Annotated in this window: 19 protein-coding genes and 2 tRNA genes; 5 read left to right on the top strand and 16 right to left on the bottom strand. The window is 64.0% G+C overall.

The window, feature by feature from the left end; all coding sequences use genetic code 11:
• On the top strand, positions 1-1,950 hold the full coding sequence (gene pknB / locus JYA52_RS18755; RefSeq protein WP_205654766.1) for a Stk1 family PASTA domain-containing Ser/Thr kinase: 1,950 nt from the start codon (positions 1-3) through the stop codon (positions 1,948-1,950).
• Between the two features lie 28 nt (positions 1,951-1,978).
• On the opposite strand, the gene JYA52_RS18750 is transcribed toward pknB, so the two are convergent.
• The gene (locus JYA52_RS18750) at positions 1,979-2,620 is read right to left on the bottom strand and encodes an aminodeoxychorismate/anthranilate synthase component II (RefSeq protein ID WP_205654765.1); all 642 of its coding nucleotides are present in this window, start codon (positions 2,618-2,620) and stop codon (positions 1,979-1,981) included.
• A 170-nt stretch (positions 2,621-2,790) separates the two neighbouring features.
• The gene (locus JYA52_RS18745) at positions 2,791-3,591 is read right to left on the bottom strand and encodes a class E sortase (RefSeq protein WP_205654764.1); all 801 of its coding nucleotides are present in this window, start codon (positions 3,589-3,591) and stop codon (positions 2,791-2,793) included.
• A 176-nt stretch (positions 3,592-3,767) separates the two neighbouring features.
• Here JYA52_RS18745 and JYA52_RS18740 point away from each other — a divergent pair, with 176 nt between their 5' ends.
• A complete protein-coding gene (locus JYA52_RS18740) occupies positions 3,768-4,022 on the top strand; it encodes a cell division protein CrgA (protein ID WP_205654763.1) in 255 nt (84 codons plus the stop codon).
• Positions 4,023-4,038: 16 nt separating this feature from the next.
• Positions 4,039-4,635, top strand: a complete 597-nt coding sequence (locus JYA52_RS18735) for a DNA-3-methyladenine glycosylase I (protein ID WP_205654762.1) — start codon at positions 4,039-4,041, stop codon at positions 4,633-4,635.
• A gap of 191 nt (positions 4,636-4,826) precedes the next feature.
• Here JYA52_RS18735 and JYA52_RS18730 read toward each other — a convergent pair whose 3' ends face one another.
• The 3 genes from JYA52_RS18730 to JYA52_RS18720 all read right to left on the bottom strand — a co-directional run bounded on the left by JYA52_RS18730 (position 4,827) and on the right by JYA52_RS18720 (position 7,614).
• Entirely contained in the window at positions 4,827-5,294 is a 468-nt protein-coding gene (locus JYA52_RS18730) for a carboxymuconolactone decarboxylase family protein (protein WP_205654761.1), read from the bottom strand.
• Between the two features lie 884 nt (positions 5,295-6,178).
• The gene (locus JYA52_RS18725) at positions 6,179-7,060 is read right to left on the bottom strand and encodes a rhomboid family intramembrane serine protease (protein WP_205654760.1); all 882 of its coding nucleotides are present in this window, start codon (positions 7,058-7,060) and stop codon (positions 6,179-6,181) included.
• An 8-nt stretch (positions 7,061-7,068) separates the two neighbouring features.
• Positions 7,069-7,614, bottom strand: a complete 546-nt coding sequence (locus JYA52_RS18720; RefSeq protein WP_205654759.1) for a peptidylprolyl isomerase — start codon at positions 7,612-7,614, stop codon at positions 7,069-7,071.
• 156 nt (positions 7,615-7,770) lie between these two features.
• Here JYA52_RS18720 and JYA52_RS18715 point away from each other — a divergent pair, with 156 nt between their 5' ends.
• Together JYA52_RS18715 and JYA52_RS18710 are read left to right on the top strand one after the other, a co-directional pair.
• Positions 7,771-8,724, top strand: a complete 954-nt coding sequence (locus JYA52_RS18715) for a hypothetical protein (RefSeq protein ID WP_205654758.1) — start codon at positions 7,771-7,773, stop codon at positions 8,722-8,724.
• 128 nt (positions 8,725-8,852) lie between these two features.
• Complete coding sequence (locus tag JYA52_RS18710; RefSeq protein ID WP_205654757.1) at positions 8,853-9,728, top strand: glycosyltransferase family 2 protein; 876 nt, start codon at positions 8,853-8,855, stop codon at positions 9,726-9,728.
• 34 nt (positions 9,729-9,762) lie between these two features.
• Here JYA52_RS18710 and JYA52_RS18705 read toward each other — a convergent pair whose 3' ends face one another.
• From JYA52_RS18705 to dnaN, 11 genes are all read right to left on the bottom strand, one after another.
• Positions 9,763-10,686: a DMT family transporter gene (locus tag JYA52_RS18705; protein ID WP_205655268.1), complete on the bottom strand. Its 924-nt coding sequence runs from the start codon at positions 10,684-10,686 to the stop codon at positions 9,763-9,765.
• Positions 10,687-10,774: 88 nt separating this feature from the next.
• Positions 10,775-10,850: transfer RNA gene (locus tag JYA52_RS18700), tRNA-Ala, on the bottom strand.
• Positions 10,851-10,922: 72 nt separating this feature from the next.
• Complete coding sequence (locus tag JYA52_RS22570) at positions 10,923-11,039, bottom strand: DLW-39 family protein (protein ID WP_307869443.1); 117 nt, start codon at positions 11,037-11,039, stop codon at positions 10,923-10,925.
• Between the two features lie 58 nt (positions 11,040-11,097).
• A tRNA-Ile gene (locus JYA52_RS18695) sits at positions 11,098-11,171 on the bottom strand.
• 100 nt (positions 11,172-11,271) lie between these two features.
• Complete coding sequence (locus JYA52_RS18690) at positions 11,272-11,937, bottom strand: DUF3566 domain-containing protein (RefSeq protein WP_205654756.1); 666 nt, start codon at positions 11,935-11,937, stop codon at positions 11,272-11,274.
• The gene (gene gyrA / locus JYA52_RS18685; protein WP_205654755.1) at positions 11,934-14,615 is read right to left on the bottom strand and encodes a DNA gyrase subunit A; all 2,682 of its coding nucleotides are present in this window, start codon (positions 14,613-14,615) and stop codon (positions 11,934-11,936) included. The genes JYA52_RS18690 and gyrA overlap by 4 nt, the downstream gene beginning before the upstream one ends.
• A gap of 59 nt (positions 14,616-14,674) precedes the next feature.
• Entirely contained in the window at positions 14,675-16,759 is a 2,085-nt protein-coding gene (gene gyrB / locus JYA52_RS18680) for a DNA topoisomerase (ATP-hydrolyzing) subunit B (RefSeq protein WP_205654754.1), read from the bottom strand.
• Between the two features lie 408 nt (positions 16,760-17,167).
• Positions 17,168-17,722, bottom strand: coding sequence for a DciA family protein (locus JYA52_RS18675; protein ID WP_205654753.1), 555 nt, complete (start codon positions 17,720-17,722; stop codon positions 17,168-17,170).
• A complete protein-coding gene (gene recF, locus JYA52_RS18670; RefSeq protein WP_205654752.1) occupies positions 17,719-18,927 on the bottom strand; it encodes a DNA replication/repair protein RecF in 1,209 nt (402 codons plus the stop codon). The genes JYA52_RS18675 and recF overlap by 4 nt, the downstream gene beginning before the upstream one ends.
• Positions 18,928-18,984: 57 nt before the next feature.
• Positions 18,985-19,869 (bottom strand): phosphogluconate dehydrogenase (NAD(+)-dependent, decarboxylating), encoded by an 885-nt coding sequence (gene gnd, locus JYA52_RS18665; protein ID WP_205654751.1) that lies wholly within the window; start codon positions 19,867-19,869, stop codon positions 18,985-18,987.
• Between the two features lie 44 nt (positions 19,870-19,913).
• A complete protein-coding gene (gene dnaN / locus JYA52_RS18660) occupies positions 19,914-21,038 on the bottom strand; it encodes a DNA polymerase III subunit beta (protein WP_205654750.1) in 1,125 nt (374 codons plus the stop codon).
• Positions 21,039-21,445 lie beyond the last annotated feature (407 nt).

The raw sequence follows: 21,445 nt of genomic DNA, 5'->3' as shown, positions 1-21,445 counted from the left end.
GTGACCACGCCGCCACGATCGCCGTCGCACCGGGAAGACCGTATCCCGGTGACTGCCCAGCGCATCCTCAGCGGACGCTATGAGCTCGGTGAGCTCATAGGCCGGGGAGGCATGGCCGATGTACACCGCGGCACCGACACGCGGCTAGGGCGGACAGTGGCCATCAAGCTGCTGCGCCCGGACCTGGCACGGGACCCCCAGTTCCAGGCACGGTTCAAACGCGAGGCGCAGGCGGTTGCGGCCCTGAACCACCCGTCCATCGTTGCCATCTACGACACCGGGGACCATGCTTTGCCCGGGGACGACCATGACCACGTCCGTGTGCCCTACATTGTGATGGAATTCGTCGATGGGCAAACCCTGCGGGACCTCATCAGGGCCAAGGATATCACCATCGACCAGGCCATCAGCTACACACTGGGTGTCCTGTCCGCGCTCGAGTACAGCCACAAGGCCGGAATCGTGCACCGGGACATCAAGCCGGCCAACGTGATGTTCTGCAGGAACTCGGACATGGTGAAAGTCATGGACTTCGGCATCGCCCGTGCCATGGCGGACTCCTCCGCCACCATGACGCAGACGCAGGCTGTCGTGGGAACTGCCCAGTATCTGTCGCCGGAGCAGGCCCGCGGCGAGACCGTGGATGCCCGCAGCGACCTGTACTCCGCCGCGTGCCTGCTGTATGAAATGCTGACCGGCCGCCCGCCGTTCATCGGTGAGAGCCCGGTATCCGTGGCGTACCAGCACGTGCGCGAGATTCCTGAGCCTGCCAGCAGCCTCAACCCGGACGTTTCTGAAGCGCTCGACAGCGTCCTGGCGAAGGCACTCCAGAAAAACCGGGTCGACCGGTTCCAGGATGCCGCGGCGTTCAGGCGTGCGCTCCGCGCCGCCCAGAACGGCATCCCCGTGCCCGGGGTGTCCGCCAGCGAAGCCCCGACAGACCCGAACGACCACGTTCCGCACCCCCAGCGCACGCCTCCCACCGAAGCGTTCTCCATGACGGGTGCCAGCTTCCTCGACGATGCCCCGGGCGGCAGGCTCCGTCCTGCCCACGAGCCTTCCGGCGGCGAGGCGGTTCTGCCCGCGGAGGCCGCCGCGATGTACGAGACGGCTGAACAGGACGATCTTCCCCTGGGTCTCCCGCGGGAAAGGGAGCGCACGACCGTACAGAAGTCCCGCCGCCGTGCCTGGACCGCCACCTTTGTGATTTTTACCCTGCTCGTGCTGGCGGGCAGCGGACTGTGGCTGTATAACGTCATGAACCAGCCGCCGGCGGAGCCGGTGAAGGTTGCGGTCCCCTCGGTGGAAGCCCGCACGGAAACCGAAGCCCTGCAGGTGCTTTATGACGCCAAGCTGCGGCCCCAGATCAAGCGCGTCCAGCACGATACGGTCGCCAAGGGCACCGCCATCGGAACTGTGCCCGCGGCTGGATCATTCCTCAATCTGGATTCGGAAGTGACCCTTAATGTTTCGGCCGGGCCCAGCGCCGTCAAGATCCCGGAAGCGTTGCCTGGCCGGACGGAGGCGGCAGCGCGTGACATCCTGAGGCAGGTCGGACTGGTGGGCGCACCGTCCACCACCATGGCCAACAGCACAACGGTCCCGGGCGGCCTGGTGATCACCACCAAGCCGGCTCCGGGCCAGCAGGTTGCTGTGGGAAGCAGCGTGGAAATCATCATTTCCACAGGCAAGGTGCCCATGCCCGAGCTCCGCGGCATGATACAAGCCGAAGCGGAGGCCGCGCTGAAGGAGCTGGGCCTGCCGGTTGTCATCCGGGAAGTGGAAAATTCCCAGGTGGCTCCGGGCAAGGTGACGGGACAAAGCGACCCGCTGAACGCCCTCGTGGAGCAAGGCAAATCCATCACCATCACTGTGGCCAAGGCTCCGGCGCCAAAGCCGACTCCCACGCCATCGCCGACGGCCTCGCCCAGCGCCACCGGGAAGCGCTAGCAGCCGGTGGCCCGGGCTGAACGGGCTGCTAGTGCTGGATGAGCGGGCTGAGCTTAGCGGCGCGTTCGGCCGCACCCTTCATGCCGAGTGACTCGAGCCAGTTGCCCAGCATCTGGTAGCCGCCCTCGGTGAGGACCGATTCCGGGTGGAACTGGACTCCACACAGCGGCGCCGTGCGGTGCTGCAGGCCCATGACCACGCCAGTGGCGGTTTCCGCGGTTATTTCGAGAACCTCGGGAATGGACTCCCGCACAGCGGCCAGCGAGTGGTAGCGCGTTGCCGTGACGGGGGAGGGCAGGCCGGAAAACACGCTGGTGCCCCCGTGCTGGACCAGGGACGTCTTGCCGTGCATCAGTTCCGGCGCATGTGTCACGGTGCCGCCATATGCCTCGGCCAGGGCCTGATGGCCGAGGCAGACGCCGAACATGGGCTTGTCGTTGTCTCCGCACCACCTGATCAGCTCGATGCAGACGCCGGCCTCGGACGGCGAGCCCGGACCGGGCGAGATGAGTACGCCGTCGCGCGTTTCCGCCATTTCGACCGCTTCGGCGAGCGTGACGTCGTCATTGCGGACCACGGTGGTTTCGGCGCCCAGCTCCTGGAGGTAGCCCACCAGGGTGTAGACGAAGCTGTCGTAATTGTCCACGACGAGGATCTTGGTTGTACTCATGGGTTGCTTGCCGCACCAATCGTTGAGTCGGTGAATTGTGTGAACTGTGACATCCAGGGGAACAGGAACTCGACCATCAGGAACAGTGCCCCGACAATCAGCGCCGCAGATGTGAGGATGCGGAGCCAGAGCGGGCCGGGAAGGTGCCGGAATATCCAACCGTACAAGTCTCAGCCTTCCCCTCGGGCGCGTGCCACCTGTGCCGCGATTTCGGGCGGGGGCCCCGCTGATACGGGCTGCCAGTGGTCCAGGACCGAATAGGCAATGATCCGCTCCTGTGAACCAAAGCGGGGGTTGCAGCTGGTCATGGTCAGGAATCTTTCGGTCGGCCTCGCTCCGGGCTGCGAGGGCACCGGAAGCAGGACGTCAGCGTTGGACGGCATCACGATCCGGTTGTTCCGGAAAACGTAGATGTAGTAGCCGTCCTTGGTCTGGACGTAGATCTTGTCGCCCGGAACCAGGGTGTGGATATTGTCCAGCACGGCACCGTGCGTCTGCCGGTGACCGGCTACGGCGAAGTTCCCCACCGCCCCTGGCATGGCAGTACTCCCATAATGGCCCAGGCCAAGGGTGTCCAGCACGTCCGGGCTGGTACCTTCAACGATGGGCCGGGTGTAGTTTTCGCCGAACCTGGGAATGTACATGATGCCGATGGTGCCACCGTGGCCGGGTGCCCGGGCGACCGCGGGGGCACCATAGTCGGCCGTCCCCGACTCTGCCGCCGATCCGCCCGGACTGGGGACGGGCGCGGGAGTCACCGGTGCAGCCAGTTCGCGGGCAAAGTTCTTGACCACCTCGCCCTGCCTGGCATCAGACGCAACGTTCGTCCACCACAGCTGCCATGCGACGAAAAGCAGGAGCACAATGCCGGCAGTGATCAGCAGCTCACCGATGATCTGCACGGCCCTTCGCAGGATTACGACGCCGGAAACCGGCGCAGCAGGGGGTCTCACCTTCTCCTGCAGTACCACGCAATCTCCTCCAAGGCGGGTGCGGTGGGCGCTGGTGGGGCCTGAACTACAGCTAGAATTGGCTGCTAGTAAGACTTCAGACTTGACCAGGAGCGCGCAGACCGCCGGCAATATTCCTGCTAGCAGGATATCAAGCCGAGGTCGCCGTTCTTGATTCATCCCGCCAAGGAGGACATGTGCCCGAGTCAAAGCCACGTAAGAAGACTGCCCGCGCGGCCGAGTCCGTCTCCGCAACGCAGGCGAACAAGCCCAACGCCGTGTGGTTCAAGCCTGTCATGTTCGGGCTGATGATCATCGGCCTGCTCTGGATCATCACCTTTTACATCAGCGAGGGTAAGCTCCCCGTGGGCGACTGGGGCTCATGGAATATCGTGGCCGGATTCGGCATTGCCATCATGGGCTTCCTCATGACCACGCGCTGGCGTTCCTGACGGCCGTCCCGTTGCCATGACTCCCGAAGGCATCATCATCGGCGACGACGGCCTTGCCCGTCCGGTGTGGGCCTCCACCGATCCACTGATGCGGGAGTACTACGACACCGAATGGGGACTGCCCGTCCGGGACGAACAAGGATTGTACGAGCGCATCAGCCTGGAGGCGTTCCAGGCCGGGCTGTCCTGGGCAACCATCCTCCGCAAGCGGCCCGCGTTCCGTGCAGCCTTCGCCAACTTCCATCCCGAGACTGTGGCGGCGTTCACCGAGGACGACGTCGAACGGCTGCTCCAGGATCCCGGCATTGTGCGAAACAGGCTGAAGATCCGTGCCGCCATCACCAACGCCCGCGCGACCCTTGCCCTGCGCAAGGAGGGCGGGCTCGTGGATTTCGTGTGGAAGTTTCAGCCCGCTTCCACTCCCGCGCCCATGACCTACGCTGACGTACCCACCACGTCCCCTGAATCCATTGCACTGTCCAAGGCACTGAGGAAAGAGGGCTTCGCGTTCGTCGGCCCCACCACGATGTTTGCCCTCATGGAGGCCATCGGCATGGTGGACACCCATCTCATCGACAGCCACCGCCGCGGAACATCAGGCGTCTGGGCGTAGACGCTTTTTCGGCTCTCCCAATGCAGGTGGCCGGCATCCACAGATGTTGGTAAAGATATCCACAGTGTGGATAATCCGTGCAAGGGCTTTGGGCTGATACGCGGGTCAAGGCCTCTGATGTCTGTTTTCCCTCACGAAAAGGCCCGCGCAAGTTATTAACAAGTGTGGAAACTCTGTGGATAACGCCGGCCCTAGTCACTTTTCCGGCGGACCGGGTGCTGGCTCGTGATGGAAACCCTGTTGAACGCGTTCATCGTGATGGCCAGCCAACTGACGGCGGAATACTGCTCGGCCGTAAGGTGATCGCGCGCGTAGGCGTCCTCGGATTCGCGTGTTCGCGCGTCGGGGAGGTTCGTGATGCTCTCGGCCAGTGCCAGTGCTGCCCTCTCGATGCCGTCAAAGAGTTCCGTGTCGCGCCACGCGGGGAGCACAGCCAGCCGCTGGCTGGACTCGCCGCCCTCGAGTGCGTCGGCTACATGCATGTCCAGGCAGTACGCGCAGCCGTTGAGCTGCGACGTGCGGACGTTCAGCAATTCAATGAGCTTAGGATCCAGCCCGGCTTCAATGGCCGCTTCCCGCACCTTGAGTCCCAGGCCGTTGAGGGCGCGCCATGAGGCGGGGTGGTACTTGTCCAGGAAGATGTGTTCGGTGGTGCTCACGGCGTACTCCTTGGGTGAATGAGCCTGCCGGAAGTCACCGGCGGACAGTAGCGCTGGCTGGCGGTTTAGTCCGAGACTACACGCGGCCTGTCCCGGCTGGCGCGATCCTTGCCACCCGTGGCGGTCCGGTTATCCACTTAACAACAGGCGGGTACCCACAACTTATCCACAGCTGGGGATAACCTGTGGGGAAGAACGGCGGAAAGCACCGCGATGTAGGCCTCAGAACGGCATCCCGCCGACAAACTACACCGATGTAAGTTATTAACAGTTGTGTATAACCCTGTTGACATCCAGAGCGTCCGGGCGGGCGGCATGGCCGGACCTTGCCGCGCTGCGGCCTCACGCCGAGAGGCGGATGGTTTCACGTTTGGGCCGTGGCTTTCCCTAGGCAGGCGGGGCGCCGCCGACGTCCCGTCCCAGAAAAAGTTGTCCACTTAACCACAGGCAGCTCCCTAGGGGTTATCCACAATTGTGGACGTTCCGCTGCGGAAATCCCCAGAACGCCTAGATGACGGGGAAGTCGGCGGGTGCTGAGCTGAACTACAGGCTTGTAAGTTACCAACAGTGTGGATAACTCCTGTGGAAAACTCTTCGAAGAAGCCGCGTTCCCGTCGGTGGGTACGAGCCTGAGTGGGACAGACGCGGGGCTTATAAGCATTCGCCGAAGGGCGCGGCGATGGTGTGCTGGACAGTATTACCTGCCAGAAAGTGCTTACAGGGAAGTGACGCTGTAAAGGGAAGTGACGCTGTTCAGGGAAGCGGTGCTGTGCAGCGACGAACGGCCGCGTGAGCAGCAGCAAGCACGGTCACGTGAAGCAGCGGAGGAAGCCGTTCAAGGCCGCAGGGGCACGGCCGGAGTATGAGAAGTGGGAAAGCGCCCGTCAGCCGCCGACGACGCGGTACCAGGTCGCGGCAGCCAGCAATGCCAGGACGGCGGCCAGGCCGGCAAACTGCAGAAGGTGCTGGCGGGGTCCGCGGGGGATATAGGCGATGGCGGCAGCGCAGAGCGCGCCGGTGACCAAGCCACCGAGATGGGCCTGCCAGGCGATCTGGGGGACCATGAATCCGATGACGCCGTTGATGGCAATGAGCACCCACAGCTGTCGGGTGTCACCGCCCCTGTGACGCTGGACGACGAGCATGGCTCCGAAGAGCCCGAAGATTGCCCCCGAGGCGCCCACCACTCCGGTCAGGGGCTGGCCGGGAACATAGCCGGCGGTCAGCAGGAGGTAGCCGACTGAGCCGCCGATCGCGGACAGGATATACACGGCCAGGAAACGGATGCGTCCGAGGAGCGGCTCCAGCGCCTGGCCGAACATCCACAGCATGTACATGTTGAGCACGATGTGGAGGATAAAGCCCTGCGAATGCAGGAACGCCGACGTCAGCATCCGCCAAGGTTCGAACACCCCGTACTCCGGAGTGGCATAAACGGTTGCGAAGGCAAGGTTCTGATAGACCTCATCGCCGGGAATCAGCCATTGCAGCACATAGAGCACTGCACACAGCGCGATGATCCCGAAAGTCACCAGCGGCTTGCCCTCCGTCACGGCTCCGCCGTAGACGGTCCGGACAGCCGGCGTCGTACGTTTTGTTTCGTTGACGCAGTCAACGCATTGGAATCCGACGGCGGCCGCCCGCTGGCACTCAGGGCATGCGGGACGCCCGCAGCGCTGGCAGCTCACGTAGGAGGGCCTGTCCGGGTGCCGGGGGCACACGGGTACCTGCGCGGACGGCTCGACCGACGGAATTCCGTAACTCATAGTGTGGGTTAGAGCTGCTCGATGTCGATGCTGTTGATCGTCACATCTTCGACCGGACGGTCGCCCATGCCGGTGCGAACGCCCTCGATGGCGTCGACGACTTTGCGGGATTCCTCGTCAGCCACTTCGCCGAAGATGGAGTGCTTGCCCTGCAGCCAGTCGGTGGGGATGGTGGTGATGAAGAACTGGGAGCCGTTGGTTCCCTTGCCCATCTGGATGCCTGCGTTGGCCATGGCCAGCTTGTAGGGGGCGTTGAAGCTCAGTTCGGGGTGGATCTCGTCGTCGAAGCGGTAGCCCGGTCCGCCGGTGCCGCGGCCCAGGGGATCGCCGGCCTGGATCATGAAGTCCTTGATGATGCGGTGGAAAATGGTGCCGTTGTACAGCGGCGTGCCGGTCTTTTCCTCGCCGGTCTCGGGGTGCGTCCACGGCTGTTCGCCGGTGGCCAATCCAATGAAGTTCTTGACGGTCTTCGGCGCGTGGTTGCCGAAGAGGTTCACGACGATGTCGCCGAGGCTTGTGTGGATGGTCGCTTTTGCAGTTGCTGTGGCAGTCATACGGTCATTCTTTCACGGAGGGTCAACGCGGCACGGGGCGGCAAAGGCAGTTCCGCGTTGGGTGAAATCCGCCCGCAATCCCCGGGAACGATAGCAGCGCCGGTCATCCTCCACGTAGGCTAACAACAGAACCGTCACATTAATCGGGAGGTAGTTGTGAAGAAATCGGATCGTATTGCCCGTGAACTGGAGTTGTCGGTCAGTTCCGCAGTGGAGAACGCAAAAGACCGGGTGGAAGCCGCAGTGGACTGGGCGGTACCCCGGCTGCAACATGGCATCGACACCGCTTCCCCCAAGATCCAGGACGGGCTCAAGACGGCGGCCTACAACCTGGCTGACGGAGTTGCCACCGTGACGCCCCGCATCCAGGACGGGCTGGCACACCTGGCACCCAGGATTCACGACGCCGTTGAAGGTGCGACGCCGCGGCTGCACGAGGCCCTGGACAAGGCCACCCCCGTGATTGCAAATGCCCGTGACCGCGTGGTGGTGGAATACCTGCCGCGGCTCTCCGACCAGATCGGCACGGCGTCCGAGGTGGTGCACCGCACTCTTGAGAGCGCTCCGGCCCGCGTGGACGCCGTAGCCCAAAGGCTTGGGGATGCCGGGATCATCCACTCCCTGCAGGAGCAGGCGCAGGTTGCCGGCACCCAGTTGAAGTCGGCGGCTTCGGAGGCAAGCCGCGCGGTCACCGGCAAAGCGCTGGTCCAGCCGGAAAAGCCGAAGAAGCGCGGGCTGCTGATCGTTGGAGTGATCGCCGCTGCAGTGGCCGCAGGAGTCGCCGCCTGGAAGGCTTCCAAGCCGGTCGAGGACCCGTGGAAGACCCCGGCGCCCGTTACGCCGGCGCCGTCAACCCCTGCCGCTGAGACTCCGTCCCCGGTGCCGGCTACGGCGGTCACGGAGCCGGCAGCAGCCGATGCCGAGCCCACGCCCCTGGCGGCTGCCGCCGCCGAGGACACCGACGAAGGTTCGGCGGAGAAGGCCAAGCACGTCGCCGAGGATTCCGACGCCGACACCGACGCCGGCAATGCCACCACCGACGCAAAGACCGCCGTCAAGAACATTGCGGCCAACATCGACAACGGTGCCAGCAAGGCAGCTGACAAGTAAACAGCAGCGCCCACGCCGAACGAGCGTGCGTGTAGAGGGGTCCCGCCTGGTGCGGGGCCCCTCTTTCATTGCCCGGCGCGGTTGCGGCCCAGCGGGGAAGAAAATTGATCGGTGCTAAATTTGAGGTGATGTCACCCGATAGATCCTCCGAGGATGCCTTGCATGACGCTCCGCAGCTGCCGGGCGTATCTATCGTCATACCGGCATATAACGAGGAAAGCGTCATCCGGCAGTGCCTGATCGCTGCCGTCTATCAGTCCGTTCCGGCTCACGAGATCATCGTTGTGGACAACATGTCCAAGGACCGCACGGCAGACATTGTCCGGCAGATGCAGCAGGAGTACCCCGAGAGCCCCATCATCCTGCTGAGCCAGGACAAGGAACAGGGCCTCATCCCCACGCGCAACTTCGGCCTCAACCACGCAACCGGGGATATCCTTGGCCGCATCGATGCCGACTCAGTGGTGGAACCTGACTGGGTGGAACAGGTCCAGAAAGCTTTTGCGGACCAGTCCACCCAGGCCGCCACGGGACCCGTGGTCTACTACGACATGCCCATGCGCCGGTTCGGCCTCAAAGCCGACGACAAGATGCGCCAACTCATGCTCAAACTGGCCAAGCATCAGTACCATTTCCTCTTCGGATCCAACATGGCGCTCCGCCGCTCGGCGTGGGAGACCATCCGGAACGAGGCCTGCCGGGATGAGAAAGACGAGATGCACGAGGACATCGACCTCTCCCTCCATCTTGCGGACCACGATCTGAGGATCCAGTACTGGCCGCAGATGGTCTCCGGGATGTCGGCCCGGCGCCTCGAAGACTCGCCCCGCGATTACCGCTACTACGTGACCCGCTTCGACCGGACGTACAAGGCGCACAACGTGAAGAAAATGGCCCTCAAGGCCCCCATGGTGGTCTTCTTCTCCGTGTACTTTCCCGCCAAGCTGCTTCGCGCCATCCACACCGTCAATACCAGCCAGCCCGCCCGCCGCGGCGGCCAGTAGCTGCAGGCCGGTGGCCGGCGCGGCCGGCTGTCCCTCAGTCTGTGCCCAAATCCGCCAGTGGCCGCTCCGCCAGAGGTCTTCCGCGCCCGGCCTTGCCGGTGCGCTGGCCTGCAACGACGACGGCGAGCCCCACCAGGATGAGCGCAAGGCCACCGTATGTCCCCGCCGGCAGCGACTCATTTAGGAAGACGGCGGCAAGCAGCGCCGCCCCGGGAATCTCCAGCAGGATAATCATGGACACAAGCAGCGGACTCATGGTCGCCAGCAGGTGGTTGAAGGCCGTGTGCCCGATCAGCTGGGCGCAGACAGTGATGGCTATGATCCCCATCCAGCCGGCCGCCTCGAACCCCACGAGCGGCTGGTTGGTGAAGAGCGCCAGCACCGCGACGAACGCGGCGCACATCCCGTAGCAGAGCGTGGTGTAGGTTCCCGTCGTCATGCTTTGCCGGGCCCTGCCCCCTGCCAGGGTGTAGACGCCCGCCAAGAGGCCCCCAGCCACGGCCAGGAGGTCGCCCAGCAGTGCGTCAGGTGATGTGCCCATGTCGAAGCCGGTGATGGCCACCACGCCGCCGAACGCTGTGCCGAGGCCCGCGAGGACCTGCCACCGGTGCTTCACGCCGCGGAACAGCTGTATGACGACGATCCAGGCGGACTGCAGGCAGACGAGGGCGGTGGCGGCGGCGACGGAGGTCAGCTGCAGGGAGGTGATGAAGCAGGCGAAATGCAATGCCAGGGCGAGGGCTGCCATGAGCGACCATCGGAACTCCCGCCCCGTGATCCGCCCGAACTGCGCCGGTTCCCTGACGAGGGTGGGAGTCGCCATGACCGCAGCACCGATCGCGTTGCGCCAGAAGGCAACGGCCAGGGCCGTCACCGTGGTGGAACCGAGGGTTGCGGCGATGAGGGGGCCGGAGGAAGCCACGCCGAGGACGCCCAAGGCGGCGAGGAAGAACGTCACGGTTACGGCGTAGTGTGCCACTGGTTGAGCCTGTCGAAACCCTGGTTAAGCAAAAAGCCCCGGCCATCTCTGACCGGGACTTTCCTTATGGTGGAGGCACGGGGACTCGAACCCCGAACCCCCTGCTTGCAAAGCAGGTGCGCTACCAATTGCGCCATGCCCCCATAAGAAGCAACCCATCAATCATACCCTAGTTCGGAAGGCTGTCTGACCAGCCTCCGTACCGGGGATCCGGACTATTCAACCGTGTCGGTTGACTTGCTCCAGACCGTTTTCCGGGCTTCGGATTCCTGCACTTTCTTGTAGAGCAGGACGCCTGCGACCGCAGCTGCAATTGCCAGCAACTTCTTCACACGCACCCCGTTCCGGTCAGTTTTACCTGATCCTTTACTTGAACCTGTGCAGGTTCCGTGGGCGTACCAGGACTTGAACCTGGGACCTCTTCGTTATCAGCGAAGCGCTCTAACCGCCTGAGCTATACGCCCCGATGCCTCATCGGGCCGAGACATGACTTTACAGCACATCCCGGCCCGATCTCAAATCGAGGCATTCCGTGGTGCTATTTCCGCGGAATCACGGGCTTTTTTAGTCGTCCGTCAGCGTGACGCCGATGCCGCCCACAAGGGTGGCAGAGATGTTGTACAGAACGGCTGACAGCATGGACAGGGCCGTCAGCAGCACAACGTTGACCACGGCGATGATGGTGGCAAAGGAAGCCACCTGGCCGAGGGACGCAACCTTCTTCAGTTCGAATCCGCCGCCTTCGGAGCCGGCGAGGGTGCCGAGCAGGCTGTCCACCTGGTCGAAGATGCCGGTCAGGTCCAGCACCGTCCAGAGCACGATGGCCGCCACCACGGTGACGATCCCGAGGGCCACCGAGAGGAGGAAGGCCATCTTCAGGACGGACCAAGGGTCCACCTTGCTGACCAGCAGGCGCGCGCGGCGGACCTTGGCCTTCGGTGCGGGCTTTACGAGCCCGGGGGTACCCTGCCCGGGCCGCTGGCCGGGCACTGCGGGCCGCTGGCCGGGCATTTGGGGGCGCTGTCCGGGCGCCTGGGGGCGCTGCCCCTGCCCTGGCTCCTGGCCCGGCCGCTGGCCGGGCGCAGCGGGCCGCTGACCCGAAGGTCCCGACGCCGAGCCCGGGCTCTGCTGGGGACGCACCGGGGCGTTCACTCGTGGAGCGGCCGCCGGCTGCCGTATCCCGCCGGGACCATTACTGCTCGGCTTGGGAAATGAGTCGGAATTACTCACTCGTTACCTCCGGTGTTGTCTTCGTTCAGCTCGGCGTCATTGTCCGCATCCTGGGATGCTGCGGGCACTGCCGACTCTGCCTCTGCTGTTTCTGCCTCTGCGGACCCGTCTGCTGATCCGGTATCTTCAGCCAACGTTACGTCATCCTCCGGAGATTCCTCTCCCTCGAGTCCGCGTTCGCTGTTCCGCGCCACCTCAATGATGCGGTCGTTCTTGTCGGGTTTCGCGAAGATGACGCCCATGGTGTCGCGGCCCTTGGCGGGAACGCCGGCGACGGTCGAACGGACCACCTTGCCGCCCTCCATGACCACCAGGACTTCGTCCTCTTCCTGGACAATCAGGGCGCCAACCAGGTCGCCGCGTTCCTCGGCGAGCTTGGCGACCTTGATACCCAGTCCGCCGCGTCCCTGGAGACGGTACTCCTCGACGGCGGTCCGCTTGGCGTAGCCGCCCTCCGTGACGATGAAGACATACGAACCGTCCGTGACCACATTCGCGGCGAGAAGTTCATCGTCCTCACGGAACTTCATGCCCGTCACGCCTGAGGTGGCACGGCCCATTGGCCGCAGCGCGTCATCCGTCGCGGTGAAGCGGATGGACTGGCCCTTCCGTGACACCAGCATGAGATCGTCCGTTTCGGAGACGAGCTGTGCGGAGACCAGTTCATCCTCGTCGCGCAGGTTGATGGCGATGACGCCCGCGGTCCGGTTGGTGTCGTAGTCTTCCAGCCGGGTCTTCTTGACGAGTCCCCGTTTGGTGGCCAGCACGAGGTACGGCGAGTGCTGGTAGTCCTTCAGGTCCAGCACCTGGGCGATGTGCTCGTCCGGCTGGAATGCCAGCAGGTTGGCCACATGCTGTCCCTTTGCGTCACGGCTTCCCTCGGCAAGTTCGTACGCCTTGGCGCGGTAGACGCGGCCCAGGTTGGTGAAGAAGAGCAGCCAGTGGTGCGTGGTGGTGACGAAGAAGTGTTCCACAACGTCGTCGCCGCGCAGCTGGGCGCCCTTGATGCCCTTGCCGCCGCGCTGCTGGGAGCGGTAATTGTCGCTGCGGGTCCGCTTGACGTAGCCGCCGCGGGTAATGGTGACCACCATTTCCTCTTCAGGAATGAGGTCTTCCATGGACATGTCGGTGTCGTAGCCCATGAGGATCTTGGTGCGGCGGTCATCGCCGTGCTTGGCCACGATTTCGGCAAGCTCGTTGCTGATGATCTCGCGCTGGCGCTCTTCCGAAGCAAGGATCGCGTTGTACTCGGCGATCAGCGCCTCGAGTTCAGCGTGGCGGTCCTGGATCTTCTGGCGTTCCAGTGCGGCCAGGCGGCGGAGCTGCATGTCCAGGATGGCCCGGGCCTGAAGCTCGTCGATGTCCAGCAGTTGCATCAGGCCGTCACGTGCCGCCTCGGTGGTGTTGGAGGCGCGGATCAGGGCAATGACCTCGTCCAGCATGTCCAGGGCCTTCAAGAGGGCGCGCAGGATGTGCGCTTCCTCCTCGGCCTTGCGCAGCCGGTAGCGGGTGCGGCGTGCAATGACGTCCAACTGGTGTGTGACCCAGTGGCGGATGAAGGCGTCGAGGCTCAGCGTCCGCGGCACGCCGTCCACGATAGCCAGCATGTTGGCGCCAAAGTTTTCCTGCAGCTGCGTGTGCTTGTAGAGGTTGTTCAGCACCACCTTCGCGACGGCGTCGCGCTTCAGGACAATCACCAGGCGCTGGCCCGTGCGACCCGAGGTTTCGTCGCGGAGGTCGGCGATCCCCTGGACCTTACCGTCCTTGACCAATTCGGCAATCTTGATGGCCAGGTTGTCCGGGTTGGCCTGGTAGGGCAGCTCGGTGACCACCAGGCACGTGCGTCCCTGGAGTTCCTCGACGTTAACCACAGCGCGCATCGTGATGGAGCCGCGGCCCGTACGGTAGGCATCTTCGATGCCCTTGTGGCCGAGGATCGTCGCGCCGGTGGGGAAATCCGGCCCCTTGATGCGGAGCAGCAGCTCTTCGAGCAGCTGCTCCCGGCTGGCGGTGGGGTTGGCCAGGTACCACTGGACGCCGTCGGCCACCTCGCGGAGGTTGTGCGGCGGAATGTTGGTGGCCATGCCGACGGCGATGCCCGAGGAGCCGTTCACCAGCAGGTTCGGGAACCGTGCCGGGAGGATCGTGGGCTCCTGGTTCTTGCCGTCGTAGTTGTCCTGGAAGTCGACGGTTTCCTCGTCGATGTCCCGCACCATTTCCATGGCCAGGGGCGCCATTTTGGTTTCGGTGTAACGCGGCGCAGCCGCACCGTCGTTGCCGGGAGAACCGAAGTTGCCCTGTCCAAGGGCCAGCGGGTACCGCATGGTCCAGTCCTGGATCAGGCGGACCAGCGCATCGTAGATGGCGGTGTCACCGTGCGGGTGGTACTGGCCCATGACCTCGCCCACGACGCGCGCGCATTTGTTGAACGAGCGGTCCGGACGGTAACCGCCATCAAACATCGCGTACAGCACGCGGCGGTGCACAGGCTTGAGACCGTCCCGGACATCAGGCAGTGCACGGCCCACGATCACGGCCATGGCGTAGTCGAGGTACGATCTCTGCATCTCCGTCTGGAGGTCAACCTGCTCCACGCGGTCGATCAGCACGTCCCCCTCCAATACCACTTCGGGGTTTTCTGCCGAGTCCGAAGGAACCTCAGGGGTTTCGTCACTCATAGTCTATATTTTCCGTTTCAGGTATATGTCGGTTCGGGAATATCACTGCGGATTTACCGCTAGATATCAAGGAACCGGACGTCCTTGGCGTTCTGCTGGATGAAGTTGCGGCGGGATTCGACGTCCTCGCCCATCAGCACGGTGAAGATCTGGTCCGCAGCGGCGGCGTCTTCCATGGTGACCTGGAGCAGCGTCCGGTTGTCCGGGTCCATGGTGGTGTCCCAGAGCTCCGTGTAGTCCATCTCGCCCAGGCCCTTGTAGCGCTGAATGCCGTTGTCCTTGGGGATGCGGCGCCCCGCGGCCTGCCCGGACACCAGCCTGGCGTCGCGTTCACGGTCGCTGTAGACGTAGTCGTGCGGCGCGTTGGACCACTTGATCCGGTAGAGCGGCGGCTGGGCCAGGTACACATAGCCGTTTTCAATCAGCGGGCGCATGTAGCGGAACAGGAGCGTCATCAGGAGCGTGGTGATGTGCTGGCCGTCGACGTCGGCATCGGCCATCAGGACGATCTTGTGGTACCGCAGCTTGCTCAGATCGAAGTCCTCGCCAATGCCCGTGCCGAACGCCGTGATCATGGACTGGACCTCGTTGTTGCCCAGGGCCTTGTCCAGCCGGGCCCGTTCGACGTTCAGGATCTTGCCTCGCAGGGGCAGGATGGCCTGAGTCTCCGGGTTCCGGCCGCGCTTGGCCGAACCGCCGGCGGAGTCACCCTCTACGATGTAGACCTCGCACTTCGACGGATCCTTGGAGGAGCAGTCGGAGAGCTTGCCGGGCATGCCAAAGGACTCCAGCGGGCTCTTGCGGCGGGCATTGTCCCGGGCCTTGCGTGCGGCCATGCGCGCCTGCGCGGCCGAGATGGCCTTGCGGATGACGTCCCTGGCGGGTCCGGGGTTACGTTCCAGCCAGTCGCCGAGCTGATCGGTGACCACACGTTGCACGAACCCCTTGACCTCGGAGTTTCCCAGCTTGGTCTTGGTCTGGCCTTCAAACTGCGGCTCGGCGAGCTTCACGGAAATGACGGCGGTGAGGCCCTCCCGGATGTCATCACCCGTGAGGTTCTCTTCCTTTTCCTTGATGATGCTCTTCTCCCGGGCGTAGCGGTTGATGAGGGAAGTCATCGCAGCCCGGAACCCTTCCTCGTGGGTGCCGCCTTCGTGGGTGTTGATGGTGTTGGCATAGGTGTGGACGCTCTCGGAGTAAGCGCTGGTCCACTGCATGGCCATTTCCACGGCGATTTTGCGTTCCGTGTCCTCGGTCTCGAAGGCGATGACGTCCTCGTGGACCACGTCCACTTTCTTGCCCGAGTTCAGGTGCTTGACGTAGTCCAGGAGGCCGTCGTTGTACTGGTAGACCACGGTGCGGTGGTCCGCACTGACTTCACCTTCGGTAGCGACGGCGTCAAGGTCGAGGTCATCGTCATCACCGGCAGCGGTGGCGCGCTCGTCCGTGAGCGTGATGCGAAGGCCCTTGTTGAGGAACGCCATCTGCTGGAAGCGTGCACGCAGTGTCTCGAAGTCGAATTCGACCGACTCGAAGATGCCCTCATCCGGGTAGAACGTCTGGGTGGTGCCGGTGGTGTCTGTTTCCTCGCCCTTGACCAGGCTGCCCTGGGGCTTGCCGCCGTCGGCGAACGACATGCGCCAGACGTGGCCTTGCCGGCGCACCTCGGTTTCCACCCGGCTGGAGAGCGCGTTGACCACAGAGATACCAACGCCGTGGAGGCCGCCGGATACAGCGTATCCGCCGCCGCCGAACTTGCCGCCGGCGTGAAGGATGGTCATGACCACCTCAACGGTGGGCTTGCCCTCGGTGGGGTGGATGTCCACCGGAATGCCTCGGCCGTCGTCCGTGACTTTTACGCCGCCGTCGGCCTGCAGGACGATTTCAATGTGCGTGCAGTATCCGGCCAGCGCCTCGTCAACGGAGTTGTCCACCACTTCGTACACGAGGTGGTGCAATCCGCGCAGGCCCGTGGAACCGATGTACATGCCGGGCCGCTTCCGCACAGCTTCAAGGCCCTCAAGAACAGTGATGTCGCTGGCACCGTATTCGCGCGGGGTCACCGCCTGCGCCGGCGTGTCAGGCGTCGGGGCATCCTCCATTGCGGGTTCCACTGCCTGGATATCTGCATTGTCGTTAGCCACAGGCGCTCTCGACTCCTCTTTGATTGATAATGGCCGGCCGATGCCGTCTCCCAAGGGAAAGGCGTCTGCCAACAGGCACGTCACTGATAGCGCCGACTACTCGGTCGACTGGCGGAACCGTCTTCCGCTCGCTGGAAAAGCGTCGGAAAACGGACTCAGTCAACGTTTCACCGGCGCCCAGTTATCTACAGCGATTCTATCGTGAAAAGTGGCTGATCCCCGCATTCCAGGGCCGCGAACGGGGGTCAATATGCCTCTCGCTGGCCATTGGCCGCGCCTGCAAGGCTCCCGAGGTACCGTCTTCAGGTTCCTATACGGCTGACGGCGGTTTGAACGGCCTACACGCCGTTTGAGCATAATTCAATAGGTCAGTCGGCGGACGGGTATCCGAACGCCCGCGGCCAGGGTCTACCCGTAGGTGTCCCGGGGCCCGCGGCCGTTGACAGTGCGGCCGCCCTTGCGCCAGCTCGGGGCAGCCGGACCCAGCACCTGGATGCTGGTGACCACGCCGTCGCCGAGCTCGGTACGGAACTTTTCCAGCAGGCTGATGCTCAGCAGGCGAAGCTGTGTGGCCCAGGCCGTGGAGTCGCAACGCACATGCAGTGTGGTGTCGGTGAAGCTCTCAGGAGTGCAGTGGGCGGCGATTTCGGGACCCACCAGAGTGGCCCACTGGGCCATGACGGAGCCAACTGCCACCGGTGAGGTCCAGCCGCGTTCGGCCACGAGCCTGCCCACGACCTTTCCCAGCCCCAGCGGGTCACGCCCGGTGGCGTGGAACTGGCTGAAGCCGCGGGTGCTCCGCCCCGCCGTGCGCTGCTTCTGGGTGCCACCCGCGCGCGGGGCAGCACGCCGCACTTCTCCGCGGGCGGCCGCGGCATCGCGCATCCGGTTTAGTGCAGCCTGGGCTGCATCGATTTCGTCAGGGTCGCGGCCTGGCTGGAGGCCACCGTCGGTGCTATTCATCGAGATTCCGGATCATCGATTCCTCCCGGGACGACCTTCACCCGCCGCCCGGCCAGTTCCTCTGGAATGTCAGCTTCGACGGCGGCAGTCACCAGGACCTGTTCGGCGCTGGAGACTATTGCGGCCAGTTTACGCCGCCGCTGCACATCAAGCTCGGCAAAAACGTCGTCGAGGATCAGGATGGGTGCCGAACCGCCCGTGCGTGCGTCGTCGAGCATGACGTAGTAGGAGGCCAGCCGCAGGGAAAGGCACATCGACCAGGTTTCGCCGTGTGAGGCATAGCCCTTCGCCGGTGCCTGGCCGAGGATTAGTTGCAGTTCATCGCGATGGGGACCGACAAGCGAGATGCCGCGTTCAAGTTCCCTGCGGCGGGACGCCGCGAAGGCCCGAACATAGCGATCGGTCAGGTCGTCCACCGAAAGCAGCCGCAGGTCCTCCACCTGGTCTGCGTCGGCAGAAGGTTCCCCGCCCACGCCGGCCGGCGCGCCGTCGTCGTCCATCAGAGTCTGGAGCGTCGACCGGTACGCGGCATCTGCAGCCTTGGAACCGTCTGTCAGCTGGGCATAGGCATTGTTGAGGTGGGGGCGGAGCCGCTCCACGAGCTCCAGGCGGGCGTGCGTGAGTTCCGCTCCGGCGCGGGCCATGTGCTGGTCCCAGACATCCAGGGTGGCTTCATGGCCCGCCGTGAATTTGCCGGCCCGCGCCGACTTTAGCAGGGCGTTGCGCTGTTTCAGGACGCGGTCATAGTCGCTTCGTGTGGCGGCGTGCCGCGGGATCAAGCTTACGAGCAGCTCGTCGAGGAAGCGCCGCCGGTTCGACGGATCCCCCTTGACGAGGGCCAGGTCCTCGGGTGCGAACAGGACTGTGTGGCAGATGCCCAGCAGATCCCGGGCCCGGACGGGGTTGCTGCGGTTAATCCGCCCACGGTTGGCCCGGCCGCTGTTGATCTCCAGTTCCAGCACAGTGGACTGTTCCCCGCGGACCAGTTTGGCCCGGATCAGGGCGCGCTCCGTACCGAAGCGAAGGAGCGGACCGTCGGCGCTGACGCGGTGCGAACTCAGGGTGGCAAGGTACCCGACGGCCTCCATGAGGTTGGTCTTGCCGATCCCGTTGGAGCCGACCAGGACGGTAACGCCGGGTTCCAGCCGGAGATCCACTTGGGCATAGCTGCGGAAGTCGGTCAGGGACAAGTGCTCTAAGTACACGCGTTCTTCAGGATTCTCGGGACTCTCGTCCGGGACGCGCAGGTCCCGGGGCGGATGCTACTTGGCCGGACGGGTGGAGTGCCCGCCGAACTGGTGGCGCAGTGCGGAGACCATTTTCATGGCGGGCGAGTTGTCCTCGCGGGAGGAGAAACGTGCGAAGAGGGCGGCGGTGATGGCCGGGGCGGGAACCGCATTGGCGATGGCTTCCTCCACCGTCCAGCGTCCTTCACCGGAGTCCTCGACGTAGTCATCGATGGATGCCAGTCCCGGATCCTCGTCCAGCGCCTTCACCATCAGGTCCAGCAGCCAGGAGCGGACCACTGTTCCCTTCTGCCAGGCGCGGAAGGTGCCGGGAAGATCGGTGACGATCTCCTTGGCGGCGAGCAGTTCATAGCCTTCCGCGTATGCCTGCATGAGGCCGTATTCGATGCCGTTATGGACCATTTTGGCGTAGTGGCCCGCGCCCACGCCGCCCACATGGACGAAGCTGTCCGCGCGGTCTCCTTCGGGGCGAAGGGCGTCAAACACAGGCAGGGCACTCTCGATATCGTCGGCGTTTCCGCCGGCCATGAGGCCATAACCGTTCTGGAGACCCCAGACCCCGCCGGATACGCCGCAGTCCACAAAGCGGATTCCTTTTTCGGCCAAAGCAGCGCCGTGCTTCTGGTCCTCTGTGAAGCGGGAGTTGCCACCGTCGATGACCAGGTCACCGGGTTCGAGTTTGGTGCCAAGTTCAGTGATGACAGCGTCCGTGATGTCGCCGGCCGGGACCATGACCCAGACGAGCCGAGGCGCAGGCACTGCGGCGACGAGCTCATCCACCGAGGAAACGTCCGTCACCTCCGGATTGCGGTCCAGGCCCGTGACCTCGATGCCTCCCTTGCGCAACCGTTCGCGCATGTTGAAACCCATTTTTCCAAGGCCGATCAGTCCGATGTGCACGGGTGAACTCTTTTCTGCGCTGGGGAGGTGGCGGGTCGGGAAGTCTAGTTGGGCAGGCGTACAGGCATCACGAGGTAGCGGTAGTCGTCCTGGTCCTCGCCGTCGGCGTCTGCCTGGGCGGTGATCATGGCCGGTTTCGGCGCGGTGGTGAAGGAAAAGCGGACGTACTTTGTTTCGATGACGCTCAGACCTTCAACGAGGTAGTGAGGATTGAACGCCACGGTGATGTCTTCGCCGGAGAGCTGGGCTTCGATTTCTTCGGAAGCCTGCGCATCCTCGCCGGTGCCGGCATCGAGGTGGAGCTGGCCCTGGGTGAAAGCCAGGCGCACAGGGGTGTTCCGTTCCGCAACGAGGGAGACACGGCGGACCGCTTCGACGAGTTCCTGCGTCTGCACTGTTGCGTGGATCGGAGTTGAGTCCGGGAACAGGGAGCGGATCTTCGGGTAATCGCCGTCGACAAGCAGGGACGTCGTGGTGCGCCCGCCGCTTTCAAAGCCGATGAGCCGTGAGTCGTCGTCAGCGATGGCGAGGCTGATGTCGCCGCTGCCTCCGAGGGTCTTGGCCACCTCGTTGAGGGTCTTCGCCTTGACCAGGGCACTGGTGGAAATGCCCGGGGTGACTGGCTTCCACGGCACTTCGCGCATGGCGAGGCGGTAACGGTCCGTTGCCAGAAGCGTGATGAGGTCGTCCTCGATTTCCATCCTGACGCCCGTGAGGATGGGGAGCGTGTCGTCCTTGCTGGCGGCAATGATGACCTGGGATACCGCCTGTGCAAAGGAGTCTCCGGCCACGGTGCCGCTGATGGTGGGCAGTGCGGGCAGCGGAGGATACTCGGCCTCGGGCATGGTGGCGAGGTGGAAACTGCTTCGGCGGCAGGTGAGCGTCACCTTGCTGCCTTCTGTCTCGATGTCCACGGGGGCGGATGGAAGGCTGCGGCAGATGTCGGCGAGCAGCCGGCCCGAGACAAGAATGGTGCCTTCGTCTGCGATGTCAGCAGGGATCTCCAGCCTGGCCGACGTTTCGTAGTCAAAGCTGGATAGGCTCACCGTTCCGGCTTCAGCCTTGAGCAACAAGCCCGAGAGGACGGGGACGGGCGGCCGCGGAGACAACGACCGGGCTGTCCATGTGACGGCTTCTGCCAGGACGTCCCGTTCGACTCTGAACTTCACGGAAGGGTGCCGCCTTTCATTGCTGCTGCCATTTGCTGAAGGGGAACTCCCGCAGGGAGTTCACAAAACCTGTGCCCCCAACCACCGGAACCTGCATGGTCCGCGCTTGCTGAACCACAGGAAGACCCAAGGATGGGAGCGCTGCTGACAGCTTAGCCCGAAGACCGGGGAATTCCCCACCAGCCAGCCCGTTCCTGGTCTGCGGCTGGGGGCGACATGGGCAGGGAACCGAGATTGTTGTTTGAGGGATTTCGATTTTTTGGGATTAGTAGTGTTAATAACTGCTGTGGAAACTGTGGATAACTCCCTCTGGCGGCAGGAATCCGGGGTTAAGCCCTGTTCATGGGCTGTGGGTGGAGCAGGTTTTAAACAGGCTGTGGATGGGGATAACATTTTTGGCCGTTTCG

It is taken from the genome of Arthrobacter pascens (genome assembly GCF_017052465.1).
GTDB classification, from domain to species: Bacteria; Actinomycetota; Actinomycetes; order Actinomycetales; family Micrococcaceae; genus Arthrobacter; species Arthrobacter pascens.
The sequence above is the reverse complement of the archived record's forward strand: the minus strand, read 5'-3'. Positions and strand labels throughout refer to the sequence as shown.